Genomic DNA, 16,118 nt, shown 5'->3' with positions numbered 1-16,118 from the left:
AAATATGTTGAGGTTCCTCTCCACACACGCCCCTCCGCCTGTCATCACGCCGCATCATGGACAGTGCGGCTATCGGCCGGCGCCTCGTCGCGTTCGAACATGCCATAATCGCGCATGACATTGGCGATCCGCAGCCGGTAATCGGCGAAGATGCCGCCGCGGCCGGCCTGCTGGGCGGCGCGATGGGTTTCGCGGTTGCGCCATTCCTTGACCGCCGCCTCGTCGCGGAAGAAGGAGAGCGATAAGAGCTTGCCGCGGTTGGTCAGGCTTTCGAACCGTTCGATCGAGATGAAGCCGTCGATGGTCTCGAGCTCGGCACGCAGTTCGCCGGCGAGATCGAGATATTTGTGGCGCTCGCCCATATAGGGCACGACTTCGAAGATGACGGCGATCATGGCAGCACCAGCTTTGCGTGGGGAGCAGAGACGTTTTTCAGGAAGACGCGATCCTCCTTCAGGATAAAGCGTTCGCGACGGGCGAACTCGTAATTCTCGCGGCCGAGCGGGTCGGCGGCCAGCCGGGCGCGGTAGGCTTCGTAGGCGGCGAGGCTTTCGATATTGTAGACGCCGTAAGCCGTCGTCGCCGACCCTTCATGCGGGGCGAAATAGCCGATCAGGTCGGCGCCATTCCTCGGGATCGCCTGGCCCCAGTTGCGGGCATACTCAGTGAAGACGTCCTTCTTGAAGGGGTCGATCTCATAGCGGATGAAGCAGGTGATCATCGGGTTCTCCTTTGTGCTTCCCCGTTTTCGCACATTGCCGGACGAAGATGCTTCGGTTACGATCGAACTATGAAGGAAGGACCAGACATTGCCCAGATCGGCGCGCTGATCGGCGATCCTGCGCGGGCCAACATGCTGGCGGCGCTGACCGGTGGGCGGGCGCTGACGGCGACCGAGCTTGCCGGCGTCGGCGGCATCACGCTGCAGACGGCAAGCACCCATCTCGCCAAGCTCGAAGCCGGCGGGCTGCTGGCCCAGCGCAAGCAGGGGCGCCACCGCTATTTCACGCTGGCCGACGAGGCCGCCGCCCGGCTGATCGAAAGCATGATGGGTTTTGCCGCCGGGCGCGGGCATCTGCGCCACCAGCCAGGGCCGAAGGAGCCGGCGCTGCGCAAGGCGCGCATCTGCTACGATCATCTGGCCGGCGATTATGGCGTGCGCATGCTCGACAGCCTGATTGCATCAGGCGCGATCGAGGCGGTCGGAGAGGGTCTGGCGCTGACGGAAAAGGGCGAGAGCGATCTCGCCCGCATCGGCATCGACGTCGGCAATCTCAAATCCTCGCGCCGCCCGCTCTGCCGCTCCTGCCTCGACTGGAGCGAAAGACGAGCGCATCTGGCGGGCAGCCTCGGCAAGGCGCTGCTGTCGAGCTTCCTTGACAGGGGCTGGGCGAGGCGCACCGCCGAAAGCCGCTCGATCCTCTTTACACCGGAAGGCGACCGGCAGTTCCTGAGGCTGTTTCCGTTAGAGGCGTAGCGCCTTTAAAATCTCATGTCCAACCGGGCATTGGCGCTGTGACGGTTGAGGCCATCGCCGAATTCTCCGCGGTACGATAAGGATGCGGCCGCTGCCTCGGTCAACTGCAATGCCACCGATCCGCCCGCAACGACGCTGTTTTCGGCATTACGCAGCCCTCTAACCGCGAAACTGCCACCATTTTCAAATGTCAGAGCGGAAAGCGGGGCATCCTGATCGGCGATCCGCCTCCAGGCGAAATCCAAACCCGTTGTGATGCTCTTTCCGGCGAGCGAAGCCTGTCGTTTCGTCCGTAGCCCGACCGTCGTTGCAAACAGATCTTCACGCGCACTCTCGCCCGAAAGGGAGGCAGCGCCGCCGTCCTCGTGAAAGCCGTCGCGCTGGCCGATGGCGTAGTCCAGTCTGCCGAAAGGGGTGACAATAAGGTCACGGGAGAGGCCGAAGTCGAATGACGCCTCCGAGAAAAACTGGGCGGTACTGCCATGATAGCTTGCCGTCTGACTGTCGGAAAAACCGTCAAAGGCGATGTCGCGGCGCGTTTCGATGTCGTGCCAGCTATTCGACGCCCCGAACTTGACCTGCAGTCCGCCGAATCGCTGGGCGGCATAGAGGCCAAGATGCACGCTGTCGATATTGGCCGTGGAGCCAAGGTCCGGGATCTGGAAAGACGATTGTCCGACGCCTGCGAACACCCCGGCCGAACGATCGTCGATCACCCAGTCGACACCGTACAGCGCACCGCCGCGCGCCGTCGTCGCGCTGGAGGCGTTTCCGTCGCCCTTCAACCAGGAAAGATTGCCATAGGCGCTCGTCCATGCCTTGCCGCCGGTCTCGAACGCCTCGTTCAGCCGGTCATAGACCGCATTGCGCACGTCATCGGCTTCGCTGAAAAGGCCATTTTGCAACGAGGCGTGAATCTCGCCGGAGAGCTGATCGAACGCATCCCTCGCTTCTGCCCTGTCGCTATAAAGAATCGCATTGTAGAGCGCCAGGCTGCTGGAACCGCTCGTCTGGTCGAGAAAGTCGAGCCCGTAAGCCGACTGTTGCTGATTAAAGGTGAGGGCGGCGCTCGGGAACAGAGAGCCGGGGCTCAGCACGGTACGCAGGGTCAAGGTTACGTCGGTGGCGGAATAGCTGAGGAAAGACTTCAGGAAGGCGGAATCGATCTCCAGGTCGCCAAAGGTGCCCGACACGGCGCCGGCGGAGACGATCGTGTAGGACTGGCCGTTGATGTAACTCACGGCCGGGTCCCATAGGATTGCCTGGACTTTGGCGCCGTTCAGGAAGGCGGTGCCGGTGACATCGACCTTGTCGCTCAGCCCGGCGCTGCCGATCTCGACCTCGAAAAGAGTGAGTGGATCGAGGTTCAGATCTCCGGAGACCGCGAGGGTTCCAATCGAATTGCCAGGAGCAAGGACGCTGTTTGCGGCAAGCGAGGCGGTGCCGACGCTTCCCGTTCCCTGAAGTCTTGCGCCGGAACCGATGTTGACCGCACCAGTCAGGCTGCCATTGACCGACAGCGTGCCGTCAAGCACATCCGTATCGCCGCTATAGCTGCTGTTTCCAGTCAGGTGAAAGAGGCCATCGCCAGTCTTGACGAGACTGCCATCGCCGGTGATCGACCCGGCGAAAGTGGTTGAACTGTCGTCGCCGCCGACCGTGAGTGTCGCCGTGTTAAAAAGGTTCACATCTCCGCCCGACGAACCGCCGCCGGCGAGCGAGCCGATGGTTTCGGAGGTGGCGACGTCGAGCCCGGTTCCGGCAAGATCAGTAATGGTCACGCCCGCTCCGTCGGCCAATGCATTGCCGTTCTGGATGAATAACCGCCCCTGGTCGATCACCGTATCGCCGGAACGCGTGTTGTTGCCGGAAAGGGTCAGTGTCCCCGCGCCAGTCTTGGTCAGCCGTCCGGTACCCGACACGTTGCCGGCGAAGGTCACAGCATAGCCGTTCGTGTTCACGGTGCCACCGGCGCCTCCGATGACCACACCCCGGGCGGCTGGAGACGCAACAGTGCCGAATGTCTGCAACGTCGCGCCGTCGAGGGTCACAGTATTGGTGGCGCTGCCATCACCGAGAGATGCGGATGAGGACACGAAGAGGGTTCCTCCCAGCACATTCATCGCGCCGGAGAAATTGTTGGGTCCAAATAGCCCAAAAGTGCCGGCGCCCGATTTGGTAACGGAGCCGCTGCCGGATATGACGCCGCTGAACGTCCCGCTCGCGCCGGAAGCGCCAAGGGACAGGCTGGCACTGCCGAGCAGAATGTCGCCGCCGCCGGAAAGGCTCGCAATAGCCTGGTTGAAGCCGCCCATATCCAATTGGGTGCCGTTATTCATGAAGAGTCCGGACGAGGTGGAAAGCGCGTTTGCCGACATCAACTGCAATTTGCCGGCTGAGATGGTCGTTGCACCGGTATAGGACTGCTGGCTGCTGAGCGTGAAGGTGCCGGTGCCGGCTTTGGTCAGGCCGCCGTCACCTGATATAACTCCGTCGAAAGTGGTCGAGCTATTGTCAGCTCCAACGGAAAGAACGGCGTTGCCGGCGACGTCGACACTCCCACTACCGGTTAGTGCATCGACAGCTTCACTTGTCTTGATAGTCAACGTCCCGTCGAGATTGATGTCCGCAAGGCCCCCGAACACCTTGCCGCCATCAGCAGTCAGTGTCGCGCCGGACAGGACATCGATCGAGAGGCCCCCTTGCGCGATTCCCGACCAGAGAAAATCCCCGGAAATCGTCAGCCCGCGGGTGGCGATGATCTCGCCGGAATAATTTCCGGATCCGATCGCCAGCGTTTCCGTCGTGCCTATCATGCCGGAGCCGTAGAGGTTGTTGAGCGAGGCGTCGTACGTTCTTAGATCCAGGGTCGAGCCTGACGACAATCGAAGCGAATCGAGCGTCGAAAGATTTGCAGCGGTGGCGGCATCGAGAATGTTTAGCGTCCGGTTGGCGGAGAGCGCGACTTCGCCGACGCCGACGAACCTGCCCTGCCAGTTTCCGCCCCGGCTGAAGGTCACACTGTTTGCGCCGTCGATCGTTCCATCGAATGTGAAGTCTCGGATCTCAAGATTAGCATTGTTGAGGCGGATGGTGCCGCTGCCGGCAAGAGAGGCTATCCAATCGTTGTGCGTCCCGAAGTCGATGGTTGCGCCGGATGCAACGGTTGTCGTGGTGGCGCGGAGCAGTGCCCCTTGACCGTCCCCCGGGATCAGTAGCGTGCCAGAATCGACATAAACGTCCTGGCCTCCGCCCGAGAAGAAGTTATCCGCAAGCGTGACGGTGCCGGTGTCGCCGGCGCCGCCGAAATGAAGTTCCGCGGCCGTCCCGGCCCGATAAAGCCTGAGATTCAGATCACTACCGGCAATGGCGGAGAAACGCACAACGGCGCCGTTCATAATATCCATTTCCGGCACCAGGTTGACGGTTCCGGCCCCCACGGATCTGATCCATCCACCCGTCGACATGTCGACCTGATCCGTTCCCAACTCGCCGCCGTTGCTGATCTCGACATAGGAATCGAGCAAGGGATCGCTTTGCGCGGTAACGGCTGAAAGGAAGAGTGGAATGAAGGCTGAACCGGCCACGGCGAAGTGAACTGAAATACGGCCCTGTGCTTTCATCAGAATCAACTTTATTGAAGAAAATTAAACGCGGAAGCTGTATAAACCGCCTCCCCGCCCAGGGCAGAGTCTAAACTTTGCATTGATCAGGTAAGCAGACGAAAAGAAAAATGAGTGAGACAAGGCTTTACGCAGGAGTGAATGACTTCGCCGCGGACACTCTGTGGGTCGAGGCGGCCGGCTTGATGCGACATCCCTCCTATCGCGGCGCGGTGCTATCCTATTGCGAGGCAATGGTTGCACGCGTGCCGAAGGTGTTGCCTGCCAACAAGCTTTTTGCCCAGAAGCAGCGCTATCTCGTTTCCTTCGTGCTGATTTGTCTTTACATTCAGTGGCTTCAAGCGCGTGGCCCAGCGCCATCGCTTGCCCTTCTTCAGCGCGCTGCACCCGGCAGCCCGCGCCAGATCGCCGATTTCATCGGCGGGCTGCGTGACCGGGGCCTTGTCACCGCGATGTCACTGGAGACGGATCGCCGTACGCAAATCCTGAAGCCGGGTCTGGCATTGATGCGGGAAATCGCACACTCGCCATTGGCCATTTCGAGATCCTTCGAGCTCCTGGCGCCGCCTCTGCCCATCCGCCCGGACGAACTCGCCCAGGACGAGGACGTGCTGGCGCGCTGGCTGGCGCTCTCCGCGGAACGTTATGCGTTGAAGGACGACCTATTCGGCCCATTTCCGGCCATCGTGCGCCACAGCGAAAGAGATGCCGGCCACCTCGTTTTCTGCGCCGTCATCGCCGAGGCGCTGCGCGAGCGCCCGGCCGACGCGAAGGTCCCCGCAAGCCTGACTTATCGAGCGCTTGCGGAGCGCTTCGGCGTGTCCCGTCAGCATATCAGCAACATCCTCGACGAAGCCGCTGAGAAGGGCTGGTATTGCGTCTCCGCGGGGGGCGAACTCGCCTCGATGCCCGATGGGACGCTCCTTCAGTTCGAGACCTGGGTGGCCGGACAGATGGTCCATTACAGCCGCCTGACGGCGCTGATCGGCGGCAAAAGAGTCGAAGCCGCCGCGCCGAACGATTAAATCGGCCTAAGGTCCGAGGCCTTGTCCGACTGAGTGCCTAGATCAGGAACAGCCGGGTAAAACCGTCGTTTGTCAAACAGTCGTCCATCCACTCCGGATGCGACGGCAACTGACAAACAATCGGAGGAATATCCTATGATGAAGGTAACACATCTGGCATTGGCAGCGGCCCTTCTGGCCGGCACGGCGGCTTCCGGCTTTGCGCAGTCTTCGAGCACAGTCGGCACCGGCGGTTCGACGGCGGGCGGCGGAACTGCGAGCAGCACCGTCGGTACTGGTGGCAGCTCTGCCGGGGGCACCTGCCCGGCTGGTGCGACCAACTGCAATTCCGGTTCGTCCTCGACGCTCGGCACCGGCGGCTCGTCGGCTGGCGGCGGGACGTCGAGCAGCACGGTCGGTACCGGCGGCTCGGCCGCGGGCTCGGGCTCTGGATCCGGTTCCGCCTCTACGCTTGGCACCGGTGGCTCGTCGGCCGGCGGCGGCACGTCCAGCAGCAGCGTGGGCACCGGCGGTTCCGCCGCAGGTTCGGGCGATGCAAATTCGGCCTCGAGTGTCGGAACCGGCGCTTCGTCGGCGGATGGAGACAAGACCGGCAGCACCGTCGGCACCGGCAGCAGCGCGGCAGGCAGCTCGCACGACAACAAGGGCAAGAAAGGCTGCGCGCCTGGCCAGGTCAAGAAGGATGCCGCCGGCACCGAGGATTGCAAATGATGATCCCGGCCGGCGCCTTCCGGGCGCCGGCCAAACTCTTGGAGAGAAACCAATGACCCGGTTTTCCACAATCGCACTGGCCGCTTCGCTCATTCTGATCGCCGGCCCGACAATGTCGGAAGAGATCAAGCTCGACGACGGGACGACGTGCACGATCGTCCAATCCCAGGCGGGAGACACGTCAACCACCGTCACGGCCGGCAACGGGCACGTGTCCTCGTCGACCACGACAGGCAGCGGTTCGACCGGCTCCACTTCGTCATCCGCCTCGGCGGGCTCCTCGGCTGGATCGGGAAGCGTCGACAGCTTTTCGACGGCAAGCGTGACCCGGCCGGACGGCACCGTCATCACGAAACGGTCCGATGGAACCTGCTCCATCACCAAGCCGAACAAATAGGAGATGGCAATGAAACCCATCAACTTTATCGCCGCCGCCTCGATCGCGCTCCTCGCATCGAGCCCGGCCGCCCTTGCGGAGGAGTGTAATGCGGCCGGAACCGTCGGCACGGCGGGAAGCGCTTCGGCCGGAGGCACATCCGCCAGCTCGGTCGGAACGGCGGGCGCCTGCCAGACCGATGGCGGCACGACATCGTCGATCGGATCTGGCGGAAGTGCGGCCACGGTCGACGGAAAGGCGCAAAGCAAGACTCATGTCAACGATAATGGCGACAAGCTGAAGGCGCAGACCAAGGCCCAGGCCGTCGACAAGGGCACGTTCAGCAAGTCCCGCACCAAGACCAGCACGGACGGCAGCTCGCTCGACAGCACGACTCGTACGATGTCGCATGTTCCGGGCGAAAAGCCGGTGAAAAGCACCACCACTCAGAAGATCATTCTGCCGGAACAATAGTTGCCCGGGGCTCGCCGCTTGAACTTCGACGAGCCCTGCCCCTCCAGTATCACCATTGAGCAGCGACCACGGAGCCGGTCGCTTGCCGCATCGCAGCCATGCTTGAGATCAGGTTGAGCTTTGCCCGGTGATCGTGTAAAGCCGCAGCATCCCCGCACAAGACCAGATTTCCAGCAAGGCGTGAACAATGGACGGCTTCGATCTCATCATCTTCGACTGCGACGGTGTCCTCGTCGATTCCGAAATCATCGCGGCCGAAGTCGAATCCGCACTGCTGACGGAGGCCGGATATCCGATCGGCGTCGAGGAAATGGGCGAGCGTTTCGCCGGCATGACCTGGCACAACATCCTGCTGCAGGTCGAGCGCGAGGCCAGCATCCCGCTTTCGGCCTCGCTGCTGGATAAATCCGAGCAGCTGCTCGACCTCAGGCTGGCGAATGACGTCAAGGCGATCCCGGGCGTCGAATTCGCCGTCTCCAGGCTACCGATGAAGCGCTGCATCTGCTCGAATTCGAGCACGAAGCGGCTCGACATGATGCTCGGCAAGGTCGGCCTGAAGCCGCTGTTTGCGCCCAACGTCTTCTCCGCCAAGGATCTCGGCGCCGACCGCGTCAAGCCGAAGCCGGATATCTTCCTGCACGGAGCAAGCCGCATGGGCGTCTCTCCCGACCAGACGGTCGTGGTCGAGGATTCCGTCCACGGCGTGCACGCCGCCCGCGCCGCCGGCATGCGCGTCATCGGCTTCACCGGCGCCTCGCACAGCTACCCCGCCCATGCCGACAAACTCACCGATGCCGGCGCCGAGACGGTGATCTCACGCATGAACGACCTGCCGGGCGTGGTTGCCGCGCTGGCGGCGTGGGAAGGCGTGCTCTAGGCCTGGACCATTTCGCTCGGCTGCTTGCCGATGCGATCGCGGCACTACCTCTCCTCCGCGCCGGCGGGGCTTATGCATCCCGGCACCGCCTCTCCTCCGTCATCCCAGGGCTTGACCCTGGGATCCATGCGGCTGGCACTGCGTGAGGAGCGGCGACATTTCCCCGTGGGCAAGCAATTGAGGCCGAGTGCCGGTCGTGGATCCCAGAGTCAAGCCCTGAAATGACGGTGTGGGCGTGGCAATGGCTGAGATTGCGGCTATGTCCTCTCGGCATCCAACGGATATCCCGAGCATGACAAAGGCAGGCCTAGCTGCTCTTCTTCGTCTTCGCCGGCTGGATGTCGAAGCCGACGTTGACGCGCACCAGGGCGCCGGCGCCGACCGGCATCTTGATGCCTTCCTTGCGGAAGATGACCTGCGTGCCCGGCGAGCCCGCCGGGATTTCGGTCGGGAACTTGGTGACTTCGGAGTAGAGCACGTTCTCGCCGTCGAGGACGCTGACGCGGATCGGCAGCGTCACCGGGCCGGGAGCGCCCGCCGGGCCCGTGATGAGGCGCAGTTGGGCGACGACGGTCATCGTCAGGTTGGTATCGTTCAGCATGCACTGGCGGGTGTAATCGCCGAAGGAGGCCTGGACGGCGATCTGCTGCGGATCGTCCTTCTTGCCCTTGGCGTAAGTGCGGAAGATCGCATCCTGATCGCGCATGAAGATCTGCGGGCAGGCGCCCTGGACGACCGGGGCGACGGTGCCCTGCGCAGTCGTGGCCGTGCCGATCGACGGATTGTTGGACGACGGATTGGCGGGCGCCAGCGGCATGATCTGGGCATTGCCGTTCGGCTGGGCGGGCGCTGCCTCCGGTTTGCTGTCGCCGCCTATGCCGAGCGAATTGCAGCCGGCGAGCAGGGCGACAAGAGAAGCGGAGACGATGAGACGCGAGACCTTGCCGAGCACGATATTCCACCCCTTGCACAAGCGTTTCTTGGAGGCCCCATGTCTTTTGCGTGAGGCCTTTCACGACGGTTGGCGATGGTCTATATCAGCGGCTCAAACAAAAATCGATTGGGTACGCGCCGTTTTGATGCACTTTTCGCCGCCGGATGCGGGCAACTTCAACAAGATAACGGCGATCATATGTCGGCAGGGCCGCACCTTCTCGGTTTCCGGCGAAGCAGGCCACGGCCGCGCCCGGCCGGATTTTCTCCAGCGATAGATCAAGGATGACGAACGTGGACTATATCTCGACCCGCGGCGAGGCCCCTTCCCTCGGCTTTTGCGACGCCCTCTTGACGGGGCTGGCGCGCGACGGCGGGCTCTATATTCCCAGTGAATGGCCGCACTTCTCCAAGAAGGAGATCCGGGCGCTCCGGGGCAAGAGCTATCAGGAGATCGCCTTCACCATTCTCTCGCCCTTCACCAATGGCGAGATCCCCGAGGCGACCTTCCGGGCAATGATCGACGAGGCCTACGGCACCTTCCGCCATCCGGCGATCGCGCCGCTCGTCCAGACCGGGCCGAACAGCTTCGTCATGGAGCTGTTCCACGGCACGACGCTTGCCTTCAAGGACGTGGCGATGCAGCTGCTCGCCCGGCTGATGGATTATGCGCTGGAAAAGCGCGGCGAGCGGGCGACGATCGTCGGCGCCACCTCCGGCGATACCGGCGGCGCGGCGATCGACGCCTTTGCCGGCCGCGAGCGCACCGACATCTTCATCCTCTTCCCGCACGGCAAGGTCTCGCCGGTGCAGCAGCGGCAGATGACCACTTCGACGTCTTCGAATGTGCATGCGCTCGCCGTCGAAGGCAATTTCGACGACTGCCAGAACCTGGTGAAGGCGATGTTCAACGACGCGGCCTTCCGCGACAGGGTCCGTCTCTCCGGCGTCAACTCGATCAACTGGGCCCGCATCATGGCCCAGATCGTCTATTATTTCACGACGGCGGTGGCGCTCGGCGGGCCGGACCGGAAGGTCTCGTTCACGGTGCCCACGGGCAATTTCGGCGACATCTTCGCCGGCTACTGCGCCAAGCGCATGGGCCTGCCGATCGACCGGCTCGTCATCGCCACCAACGAGAACGACATTCTCACCCGCACGCTGAAGACCGGCCGCTACGACATGAAGGCAGTCAAGGCGACGAGTTCGCCGTCGATGGATATCCAGATCTCGTCGAACTTCGAGCGGCTGCTGTTCGAAGCCTATGGGCGCGATGCCTCGAAGGTGCGCGCCGCGATGGAAAGCCTCAAGCAATCCAACGGCTTCGAGATCGGCGCGCAAGCGCTGAAGGCGATCCGCCGCGATTTCCGCGCCGGCCGCGCCAGTGAGCGGCAGGTGGCCGAGACGATCCGCAAGACCCATGCCGAGACCGGTTATCTGCTCGATCCGCATTCGGCGATCGGCGTCTTCGTGGCGAAGAAGAAGGAAAAGGCGAATACGCCGATGGTGACGCTTGCGACCGCGCATCCGGCGAAATTCCCCGTCGCCGTAAAATCGGCCAGCGGTATTGACCCGGCGCTTCCGACGTGGCTTGCTGGTCTGATGCAAAGGGAGGAGCGCTTCCAGATCATCAAACCGGAGCTGAAAGCCGTTGAAACCTTTATCGGCCAGCACGCCCGCAGCGAGACGACAGCAGGCGCAGAAAGATAGCCAATGACAGTTGAGTGCACCCGGCTCAAATCCGGGCTGACAGTAGTCACAGAAACCATGCCGCACCTGGAAAGCGTTGCGCTCGGAGTCTGGATCAAATCGGGATCGCGCAACGAGACGGAAGACGAGCACGGCATCGCCCACCTGCTCGAACACATGGCCTTCAAGGGCACGGCGCGCCGCACGGCCCGCCAGATCGCCGAAGAGATCGAGGATGTCGGCGGCGAGGTCAACGCCGCCACCTCGACCGAGACGACCTCCTATTATGCCCGGGTGCTGAAGGACCACGTGCCGCTCGCCGTCGACATCCTCGCCGACATCCTGACGGAATCGGCCTTCGAGGAGGAGGAGCTGGAGCGTGAGAAGCAGGTGATCCTGCAGGAGATCAACGCCGCCAACGATACCCCCGACGACGTCGTGTTCGACCGTTTCTCCGAGGCCGCCTATCGTGACCAGACGCTCGGACGCGCCATTCTCGGCACGCCGGAGACCGTCGTCTCCTTCACGCCGCAGCAGATCCGCACCTATCTCGGCCGCAACTACACGACCGATCGGATGTTCGTGGTCGCCACCGGCGCCGTCGACCACCAGGAATTCCTGCGTATGGTCGAGCAGCGTTTCGCCAGCCTGCCGACGCAGCCTTCGGCGCCGCCGGTGATGGAAGCGGCGCGTTATATCGGCGGCAGCGTGCGCGAGCCGCGCGACCTGATGGACGCGCAGATCCTGCTCGGTTTCGAGGGCAAGCCCTACCACGCCCGCGACTTCTACTGCTCGCAGATCCTCGCCAATATCCTCGGCGGCGGCATGTCCTCCAGGCTGTTCCAGGAAGTGCGCGAGTTCCGCGGCCTCTGTTATTCCGTCTACGCCTTCCACTGGGGCTTTTCCGATACCGGCATCTTCGGCATTCATGCCGCTACCGGCGGCGAAAACCTGCCGGAGCTGGTGCCTGTGATCATCGACGAGCTGCACAAGTCGGCCAGCGAGATCCACCAGAAGGAGATCGAACGCGCCCGCGCCCAGATCCGCGCCCAGCTGCTGATGGGCCAGGAGAGCCCGGCCGCCCGCGCCGGCCAGATCGCACGGCAGATGATGCTCTACGGCCGGCCGATCTCCAATCCGGAGATGATGGAACGGCTGGAGGGCATCACCATCGAGCGGCTGACCGACCTCGCCGGCCGGCTGTTCTACGATACGGTGCCGACGCTTTCGGCAATCGGGCCGCTGGAACAGCTCGCGCCGATGGAAGACATCATCGCCTCGCTTTCGGTCCCGGCGCCGAAGACGATGCAGGCCAGCTGAGCCGACGTCCGTCTGCCGGGAGTGATCGATGCCAAAATCGGTGTTTCGGTTCCTGTCGCGGCAGCCGGATGCGGTGGAGCTGGAGAATGAGAAATACCTCTTGCGCCTGCCGCGCTACCAGGATTTCACCCAGTGGCACCGGCTGCGCGCCGAAAGCCGCAAATTCCTCGAACCCTGGGAGCCGACCTGGCGGCGCGATGAGCTGACGGAGGGCGCCTACCGCGCGCGCGTCATCCGCGGCAAGCAGGAATATGCCTCGGGACAGTCGATCCCGCTGTTCATCTTCCTCAAGGAAAACCGCACGCTCGTCGGCGGCATCACCATCGGCTATATCAGGCGCGGTGCGGCACAAAGCTGCATGATCGGCTACTGGATGGGCGAACGCCATGCCGGCCAGGGGCATATGTATGCGGCCCTTCAGTTGGTTATTCCTTACATCTTCTCCGGGCTTGAGTTGCACCGTATTGAAGCAGCCTGTATTCCAGATAACGCGCGCAGCATGCGTCTGCTTGAAAAGGCCGGGTTTCAGCGGGAAGGTTATCTGCGCGGATATTTGAAGATCAACGGTCAGTGGCACGACCACGTGATGTTCTCACGGCTCGCCACCGATACGGATAAAGGCAGGAAAACCGACAGCCGATGACCAGAAACAGCATGCTGCCCAAGTCACCGTCCGGACGAGTGATCGCGGTGATCGCAGCCCTTTTCCTGGCGGTCTTCGCCCTTTCGGCGGGCGTTGCCCAGGCGGCCGAACCGGTGAAGATTTCCCGTGACGATACCGCGCTCGATCTCACTGCGACGACCGAGATCTATGCCAACCAGGGCGAGGCCTTCCAGGTGTCGACGGCCGCCGGTGCCGACGGCATCCGCCGGCGCATCGAGGTCCGGGCGAGCTCGGAAAACCATCAGGGCGACTGGGCGGTGTTTGCGCTCGCCAACGTCTCGGAGGAACAGCTGGAGCGCGTCATCGTCGCGCCGCATTTCCGTCTGGTCAATTCCAAGCTGTTCTGGCCGGATCTCGGCTCGCAGCGCATCAGCGCCATCACGCCGAGCGAAGGTTTTGCGCTCGACCGGCAGCCGAGCGACGAGGCCGACGTCTTCCGCATCACGCTGAACCCCGGCGCCGTCATCACTTTCGTCGCTGAGCTGTCGACGCCGGAACTGCCGCAGATCTATCTCTGGGAACCGAACGCCTACAAGGATACGATCAACGCTTTCACGCTCTATCGCGGCATCGTGCTCGGCATTGCTGGCCTGCTCGCCGTGTTCCTGACCATCCTCTTCGTCGTCAAGGGCACGTCGATGCTGCCGGCAACCGCCGCCCTTGCCTGGGCGGTGCTCGGCTATATCTGCGTCGACTTCGGATTTCTCGGCAAGCTGATCAGCGTCGCCTCGGCCGACCAGCGAATATGGCGGGCCTGCGCGGAGGTGGCGCTGGCCTCGAGTTTCGTCATCTTCCTCTTCACCTATCTGAACCTCAACCGCTGGCACGCGCATCTCGGCTACGCCACGCTCGCCTGGGTGCTCGGCCTGGCCCTGCTCTTCGGCGTGGCGATCTACGATCCGTCGATCGCCGCCGGCATTGCCCGGCTTTCCTTTGCGCTGACGGCGGCGACCGGCCTGCTGCTCATCATCTATCTCGGCTTCAACCGCTACGACCGCGCCATTCTGCTGGTGCCGGCCTGGGCGCTGACGCTTGTCTGGCTGTTCGGCGCATGGCTGACGGTCACCGGCCGGCTCGACAACGACATCATCCAGCCGGCGCTCGGCGGCGGCCTGGTGCTGATCGTGCTGCTGATCGGCTTTACCGTCATGCAGCACGCCTTTGCCGGTGGTGCCTTCCAGCAGGGGCTGTTTTCCGACCTCGAGCGGCAGTCTCTGGCCTTGACCGGCTCCGGCGACATGGTGTGGGACTGGGATGTGGCGCGCGACCGCGTCGTCACCATCCCCGACGTCTCGGTCAAGCTCGGCCTCTCCCCCGGCACCATGCATGGGGCAGCGCGCAACTGGCTGCCGCGGCTGCACCCCGACGACCGCGACCGCTTCCGCGCCACGCTCGACGTGCTGCTCGAACACCGGCGCGGCCGGCTCAATCACGAGTTCCGCATTCGCGCCGAGGACGGGCATTTCCACTGGCTGCTGATCCGCGCCCGGCCGGTGCTCGGCTCCAACGGCGAAATCATCCGCTGCGTCGGCACGATTGTCGACGTGACCGAGCCGAAGAACTCAGTCGAGCGGCTGCTGCACGATGCGCTGCACGACAATCTGACCGGCCTGCCGAACCGGCAGGTCTTCCTCGACCGGCTGCAGTCTGTGCTGGCGTTGGCGCCGGCCGGCGAGACGCTGCGTCCGACTGTCATGGTGATCGATATCGACCGCTACAAGCTGGTCAATGATTCGCTTGGAGTGGCCGCCGGCGACAATATCCTGATTGCCCTGACGCGGCGCCTGCGGCGTCTGATGAAGCCACAGGACACGCTGGCGCGGCTTGCCGGCGACCAGTTCGGCCTCATCCTGGTCTCCGAGCACAATCCGGCCAAGGTCGCCGATTTTGCCGATGCAGTCAGCAAGGCGATCATGGTGCCAATCAACTTCGCCAGTCGTGAGATCATCCTGACGGCCTCGATCGGGCTCGCTTCCTGGGTCGACCGGCAGGAGAGCGCCAGCGGGCTGCTGAGCGACGCCGAGCTTGCGATGTATCGGGCAAAACGGGCCGGCGGCAACCGCGTCGAACCGTTCCAGCCGGCCTTCCGCGATTTCGGCACCGACCGGCTGCAGCTCGAAACCGATCTGCGCCGGGCCATCGAGCGCAAGGAATTGTCGATGGTCTACCAGCCGATCGCCCGGCTCGAGGACGTCGAGGTCGCCGGCTTCGAGGCGCTGATGCGCTGGGAACATCCGAAGCGCGGCAATATCCCGCCGTCGGAATTCATCCCGCTTGCCGAGTCCTCCGACATCATCGGGGCGCTCGGCATGTTCGCGCTCGAGCAGGCGACCAACGACCTGATGAGCTGGCAGAGCCAGACCGGCGAATTGCCGATCTTCGTGTCGATCAACCTGTCGAGCGTGCAGCTGCTCAACAACGAGCTCTATGACGACGTGCGTTCGGTTCTCGCCAAGACGCATTGCCCGCCTTCGCGGCTGAAACTGGAACTGACGGAATCCATGGTGATGGAGAATCCGGAACAGGCCCGCCTCGTGCTGCAGAAGCTGAAGGAAGCCGGCATCGGCCTGGCGCTCGACGATTTCGGCACCGGCTATTCCTCGCTTGCCTATCTCACCCGCTTCCCCTTCGATACGATCAAGCTCGACAAGGCGCTGGTGCGCGACAGCAGCGACAAGAAGGCGACCGTGCTCCGATCGGTGATATCAATGGCGCGCGAGCTGGAGATGAAGGTGGTGGCCGAGGGAATCGAATCCAACGAGGACGCGATCGAGCTTGCCAAGATGGGCTGCAGCTACGGGCAGAGCTATCTGTTCGGCCCGCCGATGCCGTCGGACTCGGTGCTGCGGCTGCTTCGTGACCGGTTTCCGCTGACGAAACGGGCGTGATCACCGGCGACGACCTCCCTAGAAATGGCGATTGACCGGCGGCCGGCAATATGCGCCACTC

General features: G+C 63.2%; 14 protein-coding genes. 10 read left to right on the top strand and 4 right to left on the bottom strand.

Annotated elements, in window-relative coordinates; translation table 11 throughout:
* Nucleotides 1–44: 44 nt before the first annotated feature.
* Entirely contained in the window at nucleotides 45–395 is a 351-nt protein-coding gene (locus NL154_RS03075) for an antibiotic biosynthesis monooxygenase family protein (protein WP_434733546.1), read from the bottom strand.
* The gene (locus NL154_RS03070; RefSeq protein ID WP_210628897.1) at nucleotides 392–721 is read right to left on the bottom strand and encodes an NIPSNAP family protein; all 330 of its coding nucleotides are present in this window, start codon (nucleotides 719–721) and stop codon (nucleotides 392–394) included. The genes NL154_RS03075 and NL154_RS03070 overlap by 4 nt, the downstream gene beginning before the upstream one ends.
* A gap of 69 nt (nucleotides 722–790) precedes the next feature.
* Here NL154_RS03070 and NL154_RS03065 point away from each other — a divergent pair, with 69 nt between their 5' ends.
* Nucleotides 791–1,477 (top strand): ArsR/SmtB family transcription factor, encoded by a 687-nt coding sequence (locus tag NL154_RS03065; protein ID WP_434733545.1) that lies wholly within the window; start codon nucleotides 791–793, stop codon nucleotides 1,475–1,477.
* 5 nt (nucleotides 1,478–1,482) lie between these two features.
* On the opposite strand, the gene NL154_RS03060 is transcribed toward NL154_RS03065, so the two are convergent.
* Complete coding sequence (locus NL154_RS03060; RefSeq protein WP_434733544.1) at nucleotides 1,483–5,100, bottom strand: autotransporter domain-containing protein; 3,618 nt, start codon at nucleotides 5,098–5,100, stop codon at nucleotides 1,483–1,485.
* Between the two features lie 110 nt (nucleotides 5,101–5,210).
* On the opposite strand from NL154_RS03060, the gene NL154_RS03055 reads away from it, so the two are divergent.
* The 5 genes from NL154_RS03055 to NL154_RS03035 all read left to right on the top strand — a co-directional run bounded on the left by NL154_RS03055 (nucleotide 5,211) and on the right by NL154_RS03035 (nucleotide 8,563).
* Nucleotides 5,211–6,125 (top strand): MarR family transcriptional regulator, encoded by a 915-nt coding sequence (locus NL154_RS03055; protein WP_434733543.1) that lies wholly within the window; start codon nucleotides 5,211–5,213, stop codon nucleotides 6,123–6,125.
* Between the two features lie 135 nt (nucleotides 6,126–6,260).
* A complete protein-coding gene (locus NL154_RS03050) occupies nucleotides 6,261–6,836 on the top strand; it encodes a hypothetical protein (RefSeq protein WP_434733542.1) in 576 nt (191 codons plus the stop codon).
* A gap of 52 nt (nucleotides 6,837–6,888) precedes the next feature.
* On the top strand, nucleotides 6,889–7,233 hold the full coding sequence (locus tag NL154_RS03045) for a hypothetical protein (protein ID WP_221163487.1): 345 nt from the start codon (nucleotides 6,889–6,891) through the stop codon (nucleotides 7,231–7,233).
* Nucleotides 7,234–7,242: 9 nt separating this feature from the next.
* Nucleotides 7,243–7,686 (top strand): hypothetical protein, encoded by a 444-nt coding sequence (locus NL154_RS03040; RefSeq protein WP_221163488.1) that lies wholly within the window; start codon nucleotides 7,243–7,245, stop codon nucleotides 7,684–7,686.
* Between the two features lie 187 nt (nucleotides 7,687–7,873).
* Nucleotides 7,874–8,563 (top strand): HAD family hydrolase, encoded by a 690-nt coding sequence (locus NL154_RS03035; protein WP_210628905.1) that lies wholly within the window; start codon nucleotides 7,874–7,876, stop codon nucleotides 8,561–8,563.
* 307 nt (nucleotides 8,564–8,870) lie between these two features.
* Here NL154_RS03035 and NL154_RS03030 read toward each other — a convergent pair whose 3' ends face one another.
* Nucleotides 8,871–9,518 (bottom strand): hypothetical protein, encoded by a 648-nt coding sequence (locus NL154_RS03030; RefSeq protein WP_434734137.1) that lies wholly within the window; start codon nucleotides 9,516–9,518, stop codon nucleotides 8,871–8,873.
* A 263-nt stretch (nucleotides 9,519–9,781) separates the two neighbouring features.
* Between NL154_RS03030 and thrC the strand changes: the two genes are divergently transcribed.
* Genes thrC through NL154_RS03010 form a run of 4 tightly spaced genes read left to right on the top strand, consistent with a single transcriptional unit; the run spans nucleotide 9,782 to nucleotide 16,057 of the window.
* Nucleotides 9,782–11,206, top strand: a complete 1,425-nt coding sequence (thrC, locus tag NL154_RS03025; protein ID WP_221146656.1) for a threonine synthase — start codon at nucleotides 9,782–9,784, stop codon at nucleotides 11,204–11,206.
* 3 nt (nucleotides 11,207–11,209) lie between these two features.
* Complete coding sequence (locus tag NL154_RS03020; protein ID WP_210628907.1) at nucleotides 11,210–12,505, top strand: M16 family metallopeptidase; 1,296 nt, start codon at nucleotides 11,210–11,212, stop codon at nucleotides 12,503–12,505.
* A gap of 28 nt (nucleotides 12,506–12,533) precedes the next feature.
* A complete protein-coding gene (locus NL154_RS03015) occupies nucleotides 12,534–13,148 on the top strand; it encodes a GNAT family N-acetyltransferase (protein ID WP_210628908.1) in 615 nt (204 codons plus the stop codon).
* The gene (locus NL154_RS03010) at nucleotides 13,145–16,057 is read left to right on the top strand and encodes a sensor domain-containing phosphodiesterase (protein WP_210628909.1); all 2,913 of its coding nucleotides are present in this window, start codon (nucleotides 13,145–13,147) and stop codon (nucleotides 16,055–16,057) included. The genes NL154_RS03015 and NL154_RS03010 overlap by 4 nt, the downstream gene beginning before the upstream one ends.
* The last annotated feature ends 61 nt before the right edge of the window (nucleotides 16,058–16,118 follow it).

The sequence above is a fragment of the Rhizobium sp. YTUHZ044 genome, from assembly GCF_051123975.1.
Classification (GTDB): domain Bacteria; phylum Pseudomonadota; class Alphaproteobacteria; order Rhizobiales; family Rhizobiaceae; genus Rhizobium.
The sequence above is the reverse complement of the archived record's forward strand: the minus strand, read 5'-3'. Positions and strand labels throughout refer to the sequence as shown.

Bases quoted from the DNA above. Each gene is read 5' to 3' on its own strand.
- NL154_RS03075 (WP_434733546.1), bottom strand. From the start codon at position 395: ATGATCGCCGTCATCTTCGAAGTCGTGCCCTATATGGGCGAGCGCCAC.
- NL154_RS03070 (WP_210628897.1), bottom strand. From the start codon at position 721: ATGATCACCTGCTTCATCCGCTATGAGATCGACCCCTTCAAGAAGGAC.
- NL154_RS03065 (WP_434733545.1), top strand. From the start codon at position 791: ATGAAGGAAGGACCAGACATTGCCCAGATCGGCGCGCTGATCGGCGAT.
- NL154_RS03060 (WP_434733544.1), bottom strand. From the start codon at position 5,100: ATGAAAGCACAGGGCCGTATTTCAGTTCACTTCGCCGTGGCCGGTTCA.
- NL154_RS03055 (WP_434733543.1), top strand. From the start codon at position 5,211: ATGAGTGAGACAAGGCTTTACGCAGGAGTGAATGACTTCGCCGCGGAC.
- NL154_RS03050 (WP_434733542.1), top strand. From the start codon at position 6,261: ATGATGAAGGTAACACATCTGGCATTGGCAGCGGCCCTTCTGGCCGGC.
- NL154_RS03045 (WP_221163487.1), top strand. From the start codon at position 6,889: ATGACCCGGTTTTCCACAATCGCACTGGCCGCTTCGCTCATTCTGATC.
- NL154_RS03040 (WP_221163488.1), top strand. From the start codon at position 7,243: ATGAAACCCATCAACTTTATCGCCGCCGCCTCGATCGCGCTCCTCGCA.
- NL154_RS03035 (WP_210628905.1), top strand. From the start codon at position 7,874: ATGGACGGCTTCGATCTCATCATCTTCGACTGCGACGGTGTCCTCGTC.
- thrC (WP_221146656.1), top strand. From the start codon at position 9,782: ATGACGAACGTGGACTATATCTCGACCCGCGGCGAGGCCCCTTCCCTC.
- NL154_RS03020 (WP_210628907.1), top strand. From the start codon at position 11,210: ATGACAGTTGAGTGCACCCGGCTCAAATCCGGGCTGACAGTAGTCACA.
- NL154_RS03015 (WP_210628908.1), top strand. From the start codon at position 12,534: ATGCCAAAATCGGTGTTTCGGTTCCTGTCGCGGCAGCCGGATGCGGTG.
- NL154_RS03010 (WP_210628909.1), top strand. From the start codon at position 13,145: ATGACCAGAAACAGCATGCTGCCCAAGTCACCGTCCGGACGAGTGATC.